General features: G+C 55.1%; 9 protein-coding genes and 5 pseudogenes. 7 read left to right on the top strand and 7 right to left on the bottom strand.

Features of this window, described 5'->3' with window-relative positions; translation table 11 throughout:
* The first annotated feature begins 869 nt into the window (after nucleotides 1-869).
* Together L8F97_RS21670 and L8F97_RS21665 are read left to right on the top strand one after the other, a co-directional pair.
* Entirely contained in the window at nucleotides 870-1,799 is a 930-nt protein-coding gene (locus L8F97_RS21670; RefSeq protein ID WP_242154719.1) for a glycosyltransferase family 32 protein, read from the top strand.
* Between the two features lie 159 nt (nucleotides 1,800-1,958).
* Nucleotides 1,959-2,605: pseudogene (locus L8F97_RS21665) on the top strand (transposase).
* Here the strand turns inward: L8F97_RS21665 and L8F97_RS21660 are convergent.
* Nucleotides 2,605-3,329: pseudogene (locus tag L8F97_RS21660) on the bottom strand (IS110 family transposase); the annotation flags it as partial. The pseudogenes L8F97_RS21665 and L8F97_RS21660 sit on opposite strands and share 1 nt — an antisense overlap.
* 934 nt (nucleotides 3,330-4,263) lie before the next feature.
* Between L8F97_RS21660 and L8F97_RS21650 the strand changes: the two are divergent.
* Nucleotides 4,264-5,754, top strand: a complete 1,491-nt coding sequence (locus L8F97_RS21650) for a lipopolysaccharide biosynthesis protein (protein ID WP_242154717.1) — start codon at nucleotides 4,264-4,266, stop codon at nucleotides 5,752-5,754.
* A 112-nt stretch (nucleotides 5,755-5,866) separates the two neighbouring features.
* Nucleotides 5,867-7,132, top strand: coding sequence for a glycosyltransferase (locus L8F97_RS21645; protein ID WP_242154716.1), 1,266 nt, complete (start codon nucleotides 5,867-5,869; stop codon nucleotides 7,130-7,132).
* Nucleotides 7,133-7,310: 178 nt separating this feature from the next.
* Here L8F97_RS21645 and L8F97_RS21640 read toward each other — a convergent pair.
* The 3 pseudogenes from L8F97_RS21640 to L8F97_RS21630 all read right to left on the bottom strand — a co-directional run.
* Nucleotides 7,311-7,762: pseudogene (locus L8F97_RS21640) on the bottom strand (integrase core domain-containing protein); the annotation flags it as partial.
* A gap of 69 nt (nucleotides 7,763-7,831) precedes the next feature.
* A pseudogene (locus tag L8F97_RS21635) lies at nucleotides 7,832-8,194 on the bottom strand (transposase); the annotation flags it as partial.
* A 224-nt stretch (nucleotides 8,195-8,418) separates the two neighbouring features.
* Nucleotides 8,419-8,868: pseudogene (locus L8F97_RS21630) on the bottom strand (transposase); the annotation flags it as partial.
* Between L8F97_RS21630 and L8F97_RS21625 the strand changes: the two are divergent.
* The gene (locus L8F97_RS21625; RefSeq protein WP_242154721.1) at nucleotides 8,771-8,971 is read left to right on the top strand and encodes a hypothetical protein; all 201 of its coding nucleotides are present in this window, start codon (nucleotides 8,771-8,773) and stop codon (nucleotides 8,969-8,971) included. The pseudogene L8F97_RS21630 and the gene L8F97_RS21625 overlap by 98 nt on opposite strands.
* 164 nt (nucleotides 8,972-9,135) lie before the next feature.
* The gene (locus tag L8F97_RS21620; protein WP_242154714.1) at nucleotides 9,136-10,278 is read left to right on the top strand and encodes a glycosyltransferase family 2 protein; all 1,143 of its coding nucleotides are present in this window, start codon (nucleotides 9,136-9,138) and stop codon (nucleotides 10,276-10,278) included.
* Nucleotides 10,279-10,361: 83 nt separating this feature from the next.
* Here L8F97_RS21620 and L8F97_RS22760 read toward each other — a convergent pair whose 3' ends face one another.
* The 3 genes from L8F97_RS22760 to L8F97_RS21610 form a co-directional block, all read right to left on the bottom strand.
* On the bottom strand, nucleotides 10,362-10,760 hold the full coding sequence (locus L8F97_RS22760; RefSeq protein WP_313932080.1) for an IS5 family transposase: 399 nt from the start codon (nucleotides 10,758-10,760) through the stop codon (nucleotides 10,362-10,364).
* Nucleotides 10,712-11,143: an IS5 family transposase gene (locus tag L8F97_RS22755; RefSeq protein WP_277925132.1), complete on the bottom strand. Its 432-nt coding sequence runs from the start codon at nucleotides 11,141-11,143 to the stop codon at nucleotides 10,712-10,714. The genes L8F97_RS22760 and L8F97_RS22755 overlap by 49 nt, the downstream gene beginning before the upstream one ends.
* A gap of 395 nt (nucleotides 11,144-11,538) precedes the next feature.
* Nucleotides 11,539-12,765, bottom strand: a complete 1,227-nt coding sequence (locus tag L8F97_RS21610) for a cellulase family glycosylhydrolase (protein ID WP_242154712.1) — start codon at nucleotides 12,763-12,765, stop codon at nucleotides 11,539-11,541.
* A 124-nt stretch (nucleotides 12,766-12,889) separates the two neighbouring features.
* On the opposite strand from L8F97_RS21610, the gene L8F97_RS21605 reads away from it, so the two are divergent.
* Complete coding sequence (locus L8F97_RS21605) at nucleotides 12,890-13,954, top strand: acyltransferase family protein (RefSeq protein WP_242154710.1); 1,065 nt, start codon at nucleotides 12,890-12,892, stop codon at nucleotides 13,952-13,954.
* The last annotated feature ends 274 nt before the right edge of the window (nucleotides 13,955-14,228 follow it).

The raw sequence follows: 14,228 nt of genomic DNA, 5'->3' as shown, positions 1-14,228 counted from the left end.
GCTCTGGCCGATTGCGGGATAGGGTGTGGCCTAGAGGCCCGCCTCGAACACCCTCAGCTGCCTCCGCGCCCGGCGCGTGATAAATGGTCTAGCGCTTCAGCCAGCTTCACGTCCGACAGATTGTACCAAGCCGATAAGAAGCGCCCTAAACATAGCCAGCGGCGGCCAAGCGGGTTCACCTTTGGACGCTGGATAAAGCGGATCAAGAAGCGCACCGACCGATCGCCAATCTATCAGTTAGGCAAGTATGTCGCGCGAAGACGCCGAGCGCCCGCACTCAGCAAAAACCAAACCGCTTCCGGCCTATCGAACGATGCATTACTGCCTGCTCTCCTCTGGAGGAAACGGATGAATCAGCGATCAAACACTGTGTCTACAACTACCCGCGCACAGGTCTCAATTTGGGTGATCTGTCCTAAATCGCGGCTGAGGGTTGCGGTATTCGCGCTGTTGCTTTCTCCGACTATCATATACGGCGACATCGTCGACGACAGCCTTTGGAGCAGAGAAATGCACTGTAATATCAGGCAGATACCAACAGTCGACGAGGCTCGGCAGATTACTTATGTTTTTCTAACCCGCTCATCCGTTTACCCGGCTCGCTGCCCATTGCAGATGTATCGGCCTAGAAAATCCGGCGGTGAGTCGTTCTTGGCGTGAACCTCGGCACTGCTAGTAGGCTGGGTTGCTCCCCGACTATAAGCTGTGTGTGAAGCCCGCCGTTAATGACGGTTGGATCAACGTGCGAACGAAGGGCCCAAATTAATTTTCCATTCAAGCGCTAAGCTGAGTACGCCATGCGCGACCGAAAATAGGCCTAGATTCGGTGCTGCCGGCACGACTATCTTTCGAACGCACTGGAGGTTAAATTGTCCCTTAAAGCTGATCTCAGGCTCTGGAAAGATGCCGTAAAGTGCGTTTGGTTTGGGGCGAAGGCGCGAGATCTTCCGCCCTTCGAAGGTTGGGTTGATACGATCGTGCTCGGCGAAACAGTCCAGAGCGGGCTTTCGATACCCAGGATAGCTTGGCTGTTTTGGAACAGCGAAGACAAGCCTGCGCTAGTCAAGGCAACGATTAACCGTGTCAAACGCCTTAATCCTGACGTCGAGGTCAGATTACTAGATCAGAAAAATGTCGGACAGTATATCAACGCTGATTTTCTTGAACGTGACGACATTACGCTATCCCACAAAAGCGACATTGTACGTTTAGAACTATTAAGCGCATATGGCGGCATATGGCTTGATGCGACATGCATATTTAATGAGAGCTTCTCTTGGGTCTACAAGGCCTTTGACCAACACGCGTCAGACTTGATTGCTTTTTACAGAGATGCAGAGACAACGGATCATCGTTATCCAATAATTGAGAGTTGGTTTCTCGCATGCGCTCCGAAGAACAAGTATATCGTGGCTTGGCGAGATGAGTTTAAGAAGGTGCTTAACAATGGCAGCGCCGGCTATTTTAAAAATTTGTCTGCTATGGAAGTTTATCCTGACCTAAAGCAAGGCATAAATCGGCCGGAATATCTGATAGTGTACCTTGCTCAGCAACTCGTAACGCGTAATCTAAATCCATCTCTTTACTTGCGTAAGGCTGAGGCGGCACCATTTTTCTATCAGCAAATTTCGAAGTGGGACCGCGTTAAGATAGCAACGTTGCTCTGTCGGATGAGCGCACCCACTATCACACCGCCGGTCATAAAGCTGACTCATTCAAATAGATACTTAATGCCACTTTTGATAAAGACAAGGCTAGTAAAGCGAAATAGTATCGTAGGAAAATTTATTAAAGACTGAACATGGATATTTCTAGGTTCGAGAGCTGGAAGGCGAAGACAATGCCACCATACATTATTTGTATGTGGCGAATTTGGCCGTGCCTGTATACTGTTAAAGGCTGCTGAGAGAGGGCTTGGCTATGGCGGCATGAGATGATTAATCGTGTCAGCACGCGATATACGGGGTCGATACCGTGCGTACGGACAAGCGGCTAGGCAAGCTGTTTTCTACGTCAATTTGGAGCAGCGGGTGCCGGCGCGGCATCCGTTTCGAGCGATCAGTGGGCTGGTGAACGAGGCGCTGGCCTACATCGGTTCGGGACCGGAGGCGGTATCGTCACGGATCGGTCGGCCCTCGATTGCGCCGGAGAAGCTGTTGCGAGCCCTGTTTTTGCAGCTGTTCCACGGCATCCGCTCGAAGCGGCAAATTAAGGAGCGGCTAGACTGCAACTTGTCGTTGCGCTGGTTCGTCGGCCTGACCGCGGTCGCGAGGCTCGACGATGTCGAGCGTCCGGAAGCGCGCTGGATTACGCTGGCGGCGGACCGGGCATACGACACCCGCGACTTCGTCGCTGATCTGCGGAGCGGTGCGTCACTCCACACGTCGCTCAGAATTTGAGCGGCCGGCGCTCCGCCATCGACGGTCGCACGACACGGTACTCCGTTTATCGTGCGAGTATCCGCATCCGCAAGCGGATTGAGAAGGTTTTCGGTTGGGTGAAGTCCGCAGCCGGGCGAGGCAAGGCCCGGTTCCGAGGGCTGGCCCGAGTTCGCCTCGCCTTCACGCTAACCGTCGCGACCTGCCGCAGCGTCAGTGCGAGCTAGGCGGCGAACTCGCGCCCCGAGCGAAACTGCTGCGGGCCGGTTACCGAGACAGCTAGCGCCGCGGCGCCGACCGGACCGATGCTGGGAATAGTCATGAGGAGCTTGGCGACGTCGTTGCCCCGTTACCAAACAAGCAGATCGCGGCCGATCTGGCGGAGCCGAACGTAGAGGTCGAGTGCCTGCTGCGACTGGGCTGCGAGGATCTTGCCGGCCTCCGCCGACACGTCGGGCAGGCGACCTTCGGCAATCTCGCGCGCCAAGGTCAGCTCACGCTCGAAGCCGCACCGAATGTCGATCCCGAGCTCGGCCAAGAGACCACGCATCATGTTGACCAGCTGTGTCCGCTGCTTGACCAGCAGGTCGCGCGTCCGATGCATCGATAGCGCTGCTTGCTGCTCGGGCGACTTGACCGGCACGAATCGCATTGTCGGTCGCGCGACCGCATCGCAGATCGCCTCGGCGTCGTTGGCGTCGGTTTTCCTGCGCTTCACGTAAGCGGGCGGCATGAGACGAACGTCATGACCGAGCTTGATCAGTTCGCGCGCCTAGTGGTGCGACGTCCCGCACGCTTCCATGCCGATCAGGCACTGCGGCAGCTTGGCGGAGAACGGCAGAACCTCGCCCGCCGCAGCGACCTGCGAACCGTCACCTTGCCCTCGATATCGACGGCGTGAACTTGAAAAACGCTCTTGGCCAGATTGAAGCCGATCGTGCTAATCTCTATCTCCGTTTCTCCCATATCCTCGTAAATGCCTGACAGCCTTCACACCTTGGCACTTTGATGCCGTGAGCGGGAGCCACCACGCCATCTGCTGTCGGCAGCGTACGGAATATGGAGGTGCCCCCAGCGAAACCCACCGCCCCACAGCGTCACGCTGGAGAAGAGGCGACGACGGATGATGCGCCTGAGCCAGCGAGCGCCTGGCTGCTCCAGCTGCGCGGCACTGGTCCCGAGTTTGCCGGCGTGCTGCATACCGAGGCGTTCTTCCGCAGCTTCAGCAATCGTCGGCAGGTCGCCTACCTGCTGACAATCGAGACGCCGATAGCTCGGCTCAAACCCGCCGGTACGAGTGCTCGGTTACTGGTCACATCAGCGAAGATGGGAAGATATCGACGACATGGGAGGATGCGTCTTGCTCCTCAATCAAGCCCTCGACATCGCTAACAACAGCATCTTCTATACTTACACCTTACAGTAAACGTACGAAGTCGAGCTAAGGATGCCCTCGGCGTAGCGCAGAATGATGCGGCACCTCTCCGACATCGAGCGTTATGCGCCGCCCGGCAGTCCTGCCAATCGAGATTTCCCGTTCGTCGGCATCAAGGACAAAAGGTGCCGTCCGCCGAACTCGCGCGTTCGCCATGCTGTACTCCTCATCAGCGAACACAAAATGAAATGCAGCTTGCTTCAGTCCAGAAACTAACGCTGACCGTCGCACGTCAGCTGAAACGCGAAGACGTGTTGGCGGCCCTTGTCGAGCTGTTCATCGCTCGGAAGCCCCCAACGCACTAATTAACAAACCGGATCACCCGGGAGGGGGCTGCGCACAACCAGCAACCTGGTGCCTCGACGTAGCGCACTACCCTAACTAAAGAACCCACAAAGGGGTTTGCATGATGCCAACGGCGAGCGAAATTTTTGTGTCGAGACATGTCGCGTGACGACGGCGAAGGCATCCGGAGTGGGACGAGCGGCTACCAGTGGATTCCTGTGGCTCGTTGTGCAAAGTCTTGCGTCGCGTGGGATCGGCTTTGTCACCCAACTCATCCTTGCGAAGCTGCTGCTGCCGGAAGACTTCGGCGTCATTGGCCTCGCTCTGACTGTTACGACGATAGCAAATTCGCTTATAGGCTTCGGTATCGATGAAGTTCTCCTTCAGAGGCAGAAGGCGATCTCCTACTGGGAAACGCCTGCTTTTTGGCTTAGCCTGGGAATAAGTTTCGCGGGAATGCTAGGTATGTTCGCCATAGCTCCGTTTGCTGCGAGCTGGTACCATTCGCCCGGTCTGACAGGCCTTATTGTGGCAATAGCGATTGCTACCCCGCTGAGATCGCTAGCTACGGTACCTACCGCACGCATCCGGGCAGAAATGGATTTCCGGTTCTTAGCTGTTTACAACACGTTCGATATATTTGCTCTTCAAATACTGACGGTGATATTCGCGTACTTCCACCTAGGAGCATTTGCTTTCGCGCTACCATATCCAATCGTCGCTTTTTTAAGGGCTGTCTGGTTCTGGAGAAGATCAGCTCCGCGTCTCAATAGGCGCTTTCGTGCTCACCAACTTCGTTATCTATTTGGAAACAGCAGTTTTGTTCTTCTCACTCGTACTCTAAATGAACTAGTCGGGCAGGGAGATTATATTGTATTAGGATTAATCGCTTCCAAGGTCGAAGTTGGATTTTACTTCTTCGCCTTTAGATTTGCGGCTCAGCCGGTAAGAATGCTGGCGGGAAATGTCACGAGCGTCGTTTTTCCTGCTCTTGCTCAGTTCCGCAACGAGCCCGAAAAGCAGATAGCTGCAGTAGTGCGCGCTTGCAGGTTGCTGGCTTACCTTGTGATGCCATTCTGCTTTTTGCAGGCCGCCTTGGCGCGTCCAGCGCTCCACTTCCTTTTCGGCGAGCGCTGGATGAACTCCGTCCCATATGTTGCAATTTTGAGTGTCGGGCTGCCTTTTGACGCGATGAGTTGGGTAAGTGGATCGCTCCTTAGCGCGAGGCGCGAGTTCCGCGCAGGATTTTTGTATCACCTTGCCGCCGCGCCAATATTTTACACCTTCGTTATCTTTGGCGCTTGGATAAACGGAACTATGGGGGTCGCTTTGGCGGTCGCATTGTACTATTTCACATGGCCACAGGTAATGACGTACATAATACTCATGAAGAGTCGAGTTTCCTGGAAGACCGTTACTGAGTTCTATCTTGTTCCTGCTATATTTTCTGCGGTGGCAGCTTCAGCAGGTATAATGTCGTCGAAGATTGCGGGTGCCGTATCAAGCGAGATCCTGCAGTGCGTGGTTATTGCGACTGTGATGGGCCTGGTCTATGTTGCCCTTGTCGCGCTACTTCGTCGGGATATGCTTGTTGAGATTGCGAGTAGATTTTCAGGCATGACTGAGCGTTTCCGCAAGCGGCGAAAAGTTGTATAATCAGCCAATTTAGTCGGCAGGGCTGCCTGGTAGGCGTGACATCTACCTGTTGATAGGAGCGCGGTTACCGTGATTGTTGCCTCTAGATAGCCAATCGGCTTAGGCTGACCAAATGCACACCATGCCTCAACTAATCAAACCAGTTGCACGACCACAAATCCTGTGCGTGATGGTTTTACCACCAAACCCGGAAGGCCATGGCGGATCACAGCGAGCTTGGAGGCTGGTTGAGGCGTTGCAGCCTTACGGCGACATACACTTCGTTCTAATTCACGATGCCGAAGCAAGCGTTGCGATACAGACGCCGCTTGAACCTCTATCCCCGTTTGTAGCCTCTATTACTCGCATCAAGATCGATGAGTGGCACGGGCGCAAAAGAAAGCTCCTAAAGGTTTTCCATCCGAAGATTGCTGACTTTGCGAAATTTGGGAGCTTTTCGGCTCCACATTTTTCAAATCGCATACTAAAGAACATAGCGTGCCAGCTAAAAGTGCGCGATGTAGATCTTGTTTTCGCTGGTCGCATTACAAGCGCGGCAATTGTTCAGTCGTTGATCAACCAAAAGCTTATTACTGCAAAGCGAAAAGTCGTTGATTTTGATGACGTATTATCTAAGTTTCGCAAGCGCGAAAACGAAAAGACCGGCTCTGTTCAAGGTTTCCAAGGTCGTCTTCTTGGAAAATTAGACACTTACCTCATTTCTCGTGAAGAGAGCAACATCGCACAAGGCTGGAATGGCGTGAGCGTCTGTTCCGATGAAGACGTTTCGGCGCTTGCATGCCAATTTAAAGGTCTTCATGTCGTCAAGGTGCCGAACGTTGTTTCTCGCGACGCATTGCCAGTGCGATTCGCGGACTCGAAATTTAGATGCTTGTTCGTCGGCAACCTTGGTTTCCCACCCAACGTGCATGGTTTAATGGAGTTTATGAAATATGCTTGGACAGAATCGAAGCGCGCCATGCCTGAATTGGAGTTCGATATCGTAGGCTTCAATCCATCGGCGGAAGTAACCGCCCTTGGAGATAAGGAAGGTGTCACCGTACATGCTAACGTGCCTAGCTTGAAGGGGTTTTATCAGAACTGCGATCTTGTCATTGTGCCGATACTCTATGGCAGCGGAACGCGTGTTAAGATTGTAGAAGCGATGGCATATGGACGTCCAGTTCTCTCTACCAATTTGGGTGCAGAGGGACTCGATCTGGAAAACGGGCGCCAGATTCTACTGGTTGAATCGATCGACGACTTTCCGGCCGCTCTCAAGCGAATTCGTCAAGATCGGACACTCGCGCGGTCGATCGCGGATGAAGCGCGAACTTTCCAAGAACAGCATTTCGGACCGCCGGCTGTTGCAGCTGCAATGTTAGCCTTTTTGCAATGAAATCAACCCCAAGGAACGCTGGCTGGCTTCTGGTGGACCATAAGTTTGTGGCTTTTAAGAGTTCGACGAGGTTCGCGTTGTGGCGTGACCCCGTTTTTTCCCTCCAGTTGGAGCTAGAGTCGGACCACGGAACGAGGTTCTTCGGTTTTCATCCAATCCGAGGGTGAGTAACCGGCGTTCATTCGGCGGTGATCTTGGCCGCGTCGGCAGCATACTCGATCGTCATCAGCCAACTCAGCGATGTGTGAGGACGGCTCTCGCTATAGTCCCGCCGCCAAGCCTCGATCTTGGCTTGGACGTCCTCGAGCGACAGGAATCAATGCGTGCTCAGGCATTCGTCCTATGGGCGGCCGTTGAACGATCCCACGAACGCATTGTCCGTCGGCTTGCCAGGCCGGCTGAAGTTCGGTGTCACGCCGTTCTCGTACGCCCAACGGTCAAGCGCTTTCGAGATGAACTCCGGCCATTGTCCACCCGGATGGTCTGCGGTGCGTCACGTGACAGCGCGATCGGCGTCATCGCGTCGACCACCTGCTCGCTCTTGATACCCTCGTCGGCCTTGATCGCCAGCGCCTCGCGGGTGAACGCATCGACGACCGTCAGCGCCCGCAGCCGCCGACCGTCGAACAGCACACCCGCTTGTGGTTCACGAACCATTCCTCTCTGCGCAGCAGGATGTAATCCTAGAGCGGTTTTCGATCAGCCTGCATCGTAGCCGCAGGCCGCAAAGTAGTTGGTGCATTCATGGGGCGAGTAGAGGTCGAGCATGCAACCGATGGCATTCCACTGGCTGTGGATGGTGCGCTCGGCGGCTTTACGCAGGTGCGCCTTCAGCTTGGAGAAGGCCTGCTCGATGGGGTTGAAGTCGGGGCTGTAGGGCGGAAGGAAGAGGAGCCTGGCGCCGACGCTCTCGATGGCAGCGCGCACAGCCGATGTCTTGTGGCTCGACAGGTTGTCCATGATGACGATGTCGCCGCAGGCGAGCTCGGGCAACAGTACACAGGTGAGGTAGGCATCGGGGTTCATCGGCCCGTCGAGCACACAGGGTGCGATCATGCCGTTGCGAAGAGCCAGCTGCGCCAGTTGATCGCGCTCGGGGCGCTGACCCCAAACCGCTCGGCAGCCCGTCGGCAAGACACCGCCCTCAACAGCAGTGACCACACGGTCGCGAAGATCGCGCGAAAGGGCTCGACCCATCCATACCGGCCTCCTTCGCCGGCACGGATCGTGAATCAGAAAACCGCGTACATGTGGATCCCAGCCGACTCAGCTCGCTCGAAAACCGCTTTAAAGTAGTCGTATCGCGTCCGCGTCGCCACAAGATCACGGATGCGCAGCATCGGTGGCACCTGATCTGGCCAACGCGACAAGTATTCGACCGACGACCGATCGACGCCGAGAACGACGTAACTACGCCGTTCGCTTACCTGATGGGACGCCTGGACGTGCGCGACCAGCTCGCGCCGACGCCCAGACGTCAGAGCTTTTTGCCAGAACATCCTGCAGGATGTGCTTGCCCAGGCTCAGGTCCGCAACCAGCTGCTTGAGCTTCTCCTCCTCTAGCAACTTCAGATGCCGCAGCTCTCCAACGCCGACCCGCCGTACACCTTCTTCTAGCGGTAGAAGGTCTGCTCCGAGATGACCATCCGGCGGATCACCTCCGCCAACGGTGTGCCCGTCTCCGCCTGCTTCAACGCGAACGCGATCTGCTCGTCTGTGTACTTCGACTTCTTTATGGCCCAGCTCCTTGCCCGCAGGCTTCTCAAAGCCGGAAACTCTCACTTAAACTGGATGGAAAACAGGGAGGACGTCAATCCTCCAGCCGACACGTCGATGTGACTGCCCAAATGTGTCCGACCTTCGGCGCGGCGATACCCGGACCAGCGAGCAGGCTCGAAATACGATATGACGATCGGACCGCCACAATTGTGGTTGCAGCGTCAGCCACGTGTTATACAGCACCTCGCAGTCGGCTTGCCGGCTTATAGATCTAGGGACTGGCTGTGCCAAAAATTGATGTCGTGATGTCCGTCTATAACACGGGCAAGTATCTTCCAGCGACTCTAGCAAGCATTCAAAATCAGACCTTCGATGATATACGTATTATTATAGTTGATGATGGATCTACCGATAATACAAGGGACATTGTGCTTACGGCGCAAAAACTCGATCCTCGCATTGTGTACAAGTATCAAAAAAATGCAGGGATCGTAGCAGCGGTTAACGCCGGTATGAGCCTTTGCGATGCACCATTTGTGGCACGCCATGACGGAGATGACATCTCGTATCCAGATCGCTTCGAAAAAGAACTGGCTTATTTAGCAGCAAACGAGGATTGCGTAGCGGTCAGCGCCCTAGCTCGCCATATTCGCGAAGATGATAGTCCGATTGGCACCGTGACGCGTGCTAAGAACATGGCGTTGGTGAACGATGAGTCGTTGCCAGCAAACGAGCCCTATATCATGCAGCCGCTTCTTATGATGAGAAGGGAAGCGTACATAGCTGCAGGCGGTTACCGCCTGCTCTCGGTCGCGGAAGATACTGACCTTTACTGGCGCCTTCGCAAAATAGGTACTCTGCACATTATGCAAGAAGTGCTTGGCGACTACAGGATACACGGAGATTCGATCTCATCTAAATCTATCGTTTCGGGTAGGCGGATGTCGGCTTGGACGCAAATTTCTGCGCTGTCTGCGCAGCGACGGCGACGGTGGCAGCCAGATATCGATTTCACTGCCGATCTGCAAAGGTTGATCGACACACAAGACGAGTTGATTGACCTTTATAAAGTATGCGAACCGCTTTTGCGCGGAGAGGCAGAGAAAAGGTGGTTTTACTCTTCTCTTGCCGCAAAGCTCATTGAGACATGTTATTATAGACCATTTGAGCCGACCGCTTCAGATATCGACTACATACTGGAAGCGTTAGTTAAAGACCCAATTCTTCCAGATCGCGAATTCTATAATATCTATGCTGACGGCATCCTGTCGGCCGGCATTCGGTTGGCCGTGGAAGGCAAATTTAGGCTAGCTTTTAGACTTGTCCCGCGCGAACAACGACGGACGATGATCGCGCGGGCGGCCTTTCGAAAGGCGCTCTCTCCGAAGCTTCGGGATCGCATTAAAAAGATGGTCAAGCGGCCGTAGCGCGAACCTCGGCCAAGTTGACTTAAATAGCCGCCGCGGTTTCCGGAGACTGCACTTTATAATCCACGCTATAGATTGAAACGCTAGGAGCTGTTGACATAGGCGACTAGCCAGAGCCTGGCGGCCGCGAGCGACAGGAAGCCGAGGAAGGATGAGGCGGTTTTATCGTAGCGGGTGGCGATACGCCGGGATTGCTTCAGTCGGTTGAAGAGACGCTCAACCTGGTTGCGATCGCGGTAGCGCCAGAAGTTGTAGGCGGCGGGGTCGCGGCGGTTCGCCTTGGGCGGGATGATTGGCAGGATGCCGCGCAAGAGCAGGTCTTCGCGCACGGCATCACCGTCGTATCCTTTGTCGGCGAGCAGGGCTTTGGGCTTGGCCACAGGCATGTTGAGCAGCGCGGGCACGGCCCGGTAATCCGACACCTCGCCGCCTGTCACGACGAAGCCAAGAGGGCGTCCCTGACCGTCACAGCGGGCGTGGATTTTGCTCGTAAAGCCGCCGCGGCTTCGACCAAAGCCTTCCTTACAGGTCCGCCTTTAGCGCCCGCTGCCTGAGAATGGCCACGGACGATCGTGCTGTCGATCATGTGCTGCCAGTCGTCGGTCAGCCCGAGATCGACCAGCGTGGCGAGCATCGCGTTCCATACACCCTGCTCGGCCCAACGCCGAAAGCGGACGTAGACCGAGTTCCACTTCCCGTAGCGCTCATGCATGTCGCGCCAGGGGCAGCCGACGCGCAACACGTGCAGCATGCCGTTCAAGAACCGGCGGTTGTCGTGCGATGGGCGGGCTTTGCGACCGCGCTCCGAGGGCAGCAGCGATCCGATGATTGCCGACTCCTCGTCTGACAGATCTCCCCGCTCCAATGCCGCCTCAAAAAGGCAGCGTTGAATCAGATTTCAGCCCGATTGGGAATCCACTATGTCAACACACCCTAGCGGGTTATCGAAGAAGTCGGTGGCGTAGCGTGCGTAGACGCCATGCGCTCAGGGAGGGATGTGATCTGAGGTTGCAGGATGCGGGAAACAGACCGGCGTTCAGGAAAGCTGTCTCGTACATCAATCTGGAGGCAGGGGTGCGGACGGACCATCCGCTGCGATCCGCCCGAACCGTTGCTGACGAGGCGCTGGGTGCGGCAGTCCCTAAAGTTCGATCAGTTGCAATGCTTACAGCCACCCGCACATAGGTTTCCTGGACCGTCGTTGTGGGTCGTGAAGTCGAAAAGCAATCGCGCATTGTAACTCAGCGGACCGGCCGCAGGTCAACGTCCTGTTGTCATTTCGATGTACGGGGAGTTCGCCTTTGGCAACGCCCGAAACATATAGCTGCCCCAGCGAGAGCCGCCGCCCCAAAGCGTCACGCCGTAAAGGTTGGGCGAGTCCCTGATCTCCTGCATTATCGAAGGTGCGAGTGCGGCGCATGTATTTTTAATGTTTGTATCGTTGGCGAAGGCATATTCTCCGTACATCACCGGCATGCCGAATGGAACGGCGGCGCGCGCGGCTGAAGCGAGCATTACATACTTGTCGCAGTTCATGCTCGAACCGGAGCCGTTGCTGTCAAAATAACGGTGAATGTCGAGACCGGTGCGGTGCAGCGGATCGACGATCGTCCCGCCCGACAGCTTCGCCATCGCGCATGCGGCCGAGGCGCAAGCCTTTGGAGCGCGGTCGCCCTTGTCGAAGCGCTGCGCGCCGCTAGAACCGGGATAGTCAAGCCATAGGAAGCGGGTGACGCCGACAGCACGAACGCCTGTGACGATTGCCTGTGCATCCTTCGCCCACTGGTCCCAATCCTTGAAGTTCGGCTCGTTCTGCAAGCCATATTGGATGAGCGGCGACTTCGGCAGGACGCTATCCGCTTTACTTACCTGGGCGATCTGCACAGTCGGCGTAGGCCACGCGTAGGAGTGGTTCTCGAACACGCACGGCGTTGCGAGCTTGATGCATTTGTTTGCCAGCGCGATCAGCTTCGCCGCGGAGTTATCGAATTGGACGAACTTCAGCGGAATGCGAAACATGCGATAACCCACCGCATAATAGGCTTCGAGGTCCGTCGGCTTAGGCAGGAACTGGCCTTTGTCCATATTGGCGAACTCGCCCCCCGACACATTAATGCCATAAAGCGGAGCGGAGGTCGTGACAGGCGGGATGATAGTCTGCGCGGCTTGCGCGGGTGGGGCCGTTACACCAGGCAAGTCGTCCATCATCTGATAGCTATAGGCGTTCAGAGCGTAGACACCCTTAATTGGGCCGAACGCTTGTAACTTCGCGGCACCCGCCGAGAGGGTCGTCTGGTGACCGGTCATGCGGCACACGCTGTCGAAGCACGTCAGCGCATCAACAGCGGTCGCCTGCACCAGCGCCTTGCTAGTGCCGAGAATGTCAGCTTGCCGAGCTGACAGCGGGCCATTCACGAGAGGGATCGTGTCGGCTATAACTTGCGTGGCGAGAAGCGCAAAGGGAATTGCAATGATATCGCCAACCATGCCTTACCTTTCATTAATAGATTGCTAAATAATTAGAATTTAATGCTTTCTTCCGGACGATATGACAGGTCGTACAGACTGCCATAAGCGCCCTGTGATGTACGGATCTGATCGGAATATCGACATGAAATCTGAGATTGTTCGGGATCCGGCCGCCGACGTACTTCGCGGCATTGCGATCGTTCTAGTCGTGCTTGGCCACGTTAATCGTGGCATATTAGATGGCCGTGCAGAGCTGTGGCAGCAAAGTTTAAGCGCATTAGATTTTTGCTTGTACTCCATACACATGCCTGCCTTCTTTTACGTTGCAGGATACTTCACCTTTACATCCCTTCAGAGACGAGCGCCATTCTCGTATATTGTAGAGCGATGGTATAATATTATATATCCCTATATTATATGGTCGTGTGTTACTTTTATAATTCATCATTTCATGGCAAGGTTAACAAAGATTAATCATCATGTCACGTTAAACGATCTAATTAATGTTTGGTGGAGGCCCATAAACATACTTTGGTTCTTGTATGCTTTGTTAGTCATGCAACTTGTATCTGTCGCGCTGAAGCGCCGGCCGGTTAGCTTTATAGCTATTGCTCTTTGCGCTGCCGGCTTCGCGACAATAGCGTCGGACTTTATCCGCCTTAGCATCGCAGGGAAAACCGCTTTTCAGATGCCCTACTTCGCTATTGGCTTTGCCATTGCGTCAAGGGGGCTTCCAGTGCTGCCAATCATCCGCCGTAAGAAGCTAAATTCTTTGCTGCTCGCTGCCTTTTGGAGTGTCGGCTGTGCGCTCGCGATCCGCTCGGGTTTTGCCGATCCATCGCCAATCTTCTTTACTCCGTTGTCGCTGATTGGAGTGGCCATGCTTACGTCGTTCGCGAGTTTGATTGTGCGAACGAATACGGTTGGGAAGCATATATCGGCTTTAGGAAAAGCCTCTTTGCCGATCTATTTAATGCACTCGTTCGCTCTTGCAACAGTTCCTAGGCTGGCAAACGCGCTACATATCTGCTCGGTGACGGAAGAGCTTATCGTTGGAACGCTGTTTGGAGTATACGCCAGCCTACTTGCCTATTTTGTTACACAAAAGGCAGGACTTGATGGATTACTAGGTTTTAATCCCCGCAAGAACCCATTTCGCTCTCTTTTTCTTTCAGGACGCTCCGGCGGCGACGATCAGGCGCGGTAATAGGCGCACAGCGAAGATCGAGGACCATGCCGCCTTCATCCTGAAAGCAGCAGCCCAATCCAACACTGGCGGAGTTGCGGGAGATGCTGACCGATTGTAGCGCGCTACCAGGGTACTCGCATTAGCGTTGAGAGCTCGGAGTTGGCCATACTTCTCGAACAGCAGCATGGCAAGGAAGCTCAGATATGCCCACCCACGCGGCACGACAAGGAAGGGCCCGGGCGGCTGGCTAATGGTTTCGCAGTCGCGGCACGAGACCTTCTTACGAACCGTT

The organism is Sphingomonas sp. BAUL-RG-20F-R05-02, assembly GCF_022662305.1.
Classification (GTDB): Bacteria; Pseudomonadota; Alphaproteobacteria; order Sphingomonadales; family Sphingomonadaceae; genus Sphingomonas.
Note: the sequence above shows the minus strand (reverse complement) of the source record. Positions and strands in the feature narration are given on the sequence as shown.

Excerpts from the sequence above, each read along its gene's own strand:
- L8F97_RS21610 (WP_242154712.1), bottom strand. The coding sequence starts at position 12,765 with ATGGTTGGCGATATCATTGCAATTCCCTTTGCGCTTCTCGCCACGCAA.
- L8F97_RS21645 (WP_242154716.1), top strand. The coding sequence starts at position 5,867 with ATGCACACCATGCCTCAACTAATCAAACCAGTTGCACGACCACAAATC.
- L8F97_RS21605 (WP_242154710.1), top strand. The coding sequence starts at position 12,890 with ATGAAATCTGAGATTGTTCGGGATCCGGCCGCCGACGTACTTCGCGGC.
- L8F97_RS21625 (WP_242154721.1), top strand. The coding sequence starts at position 8,771 with ATGACCATCCGGCGGATCACCTCCGCCAACGGTGTGCCCGTCTCCGCC.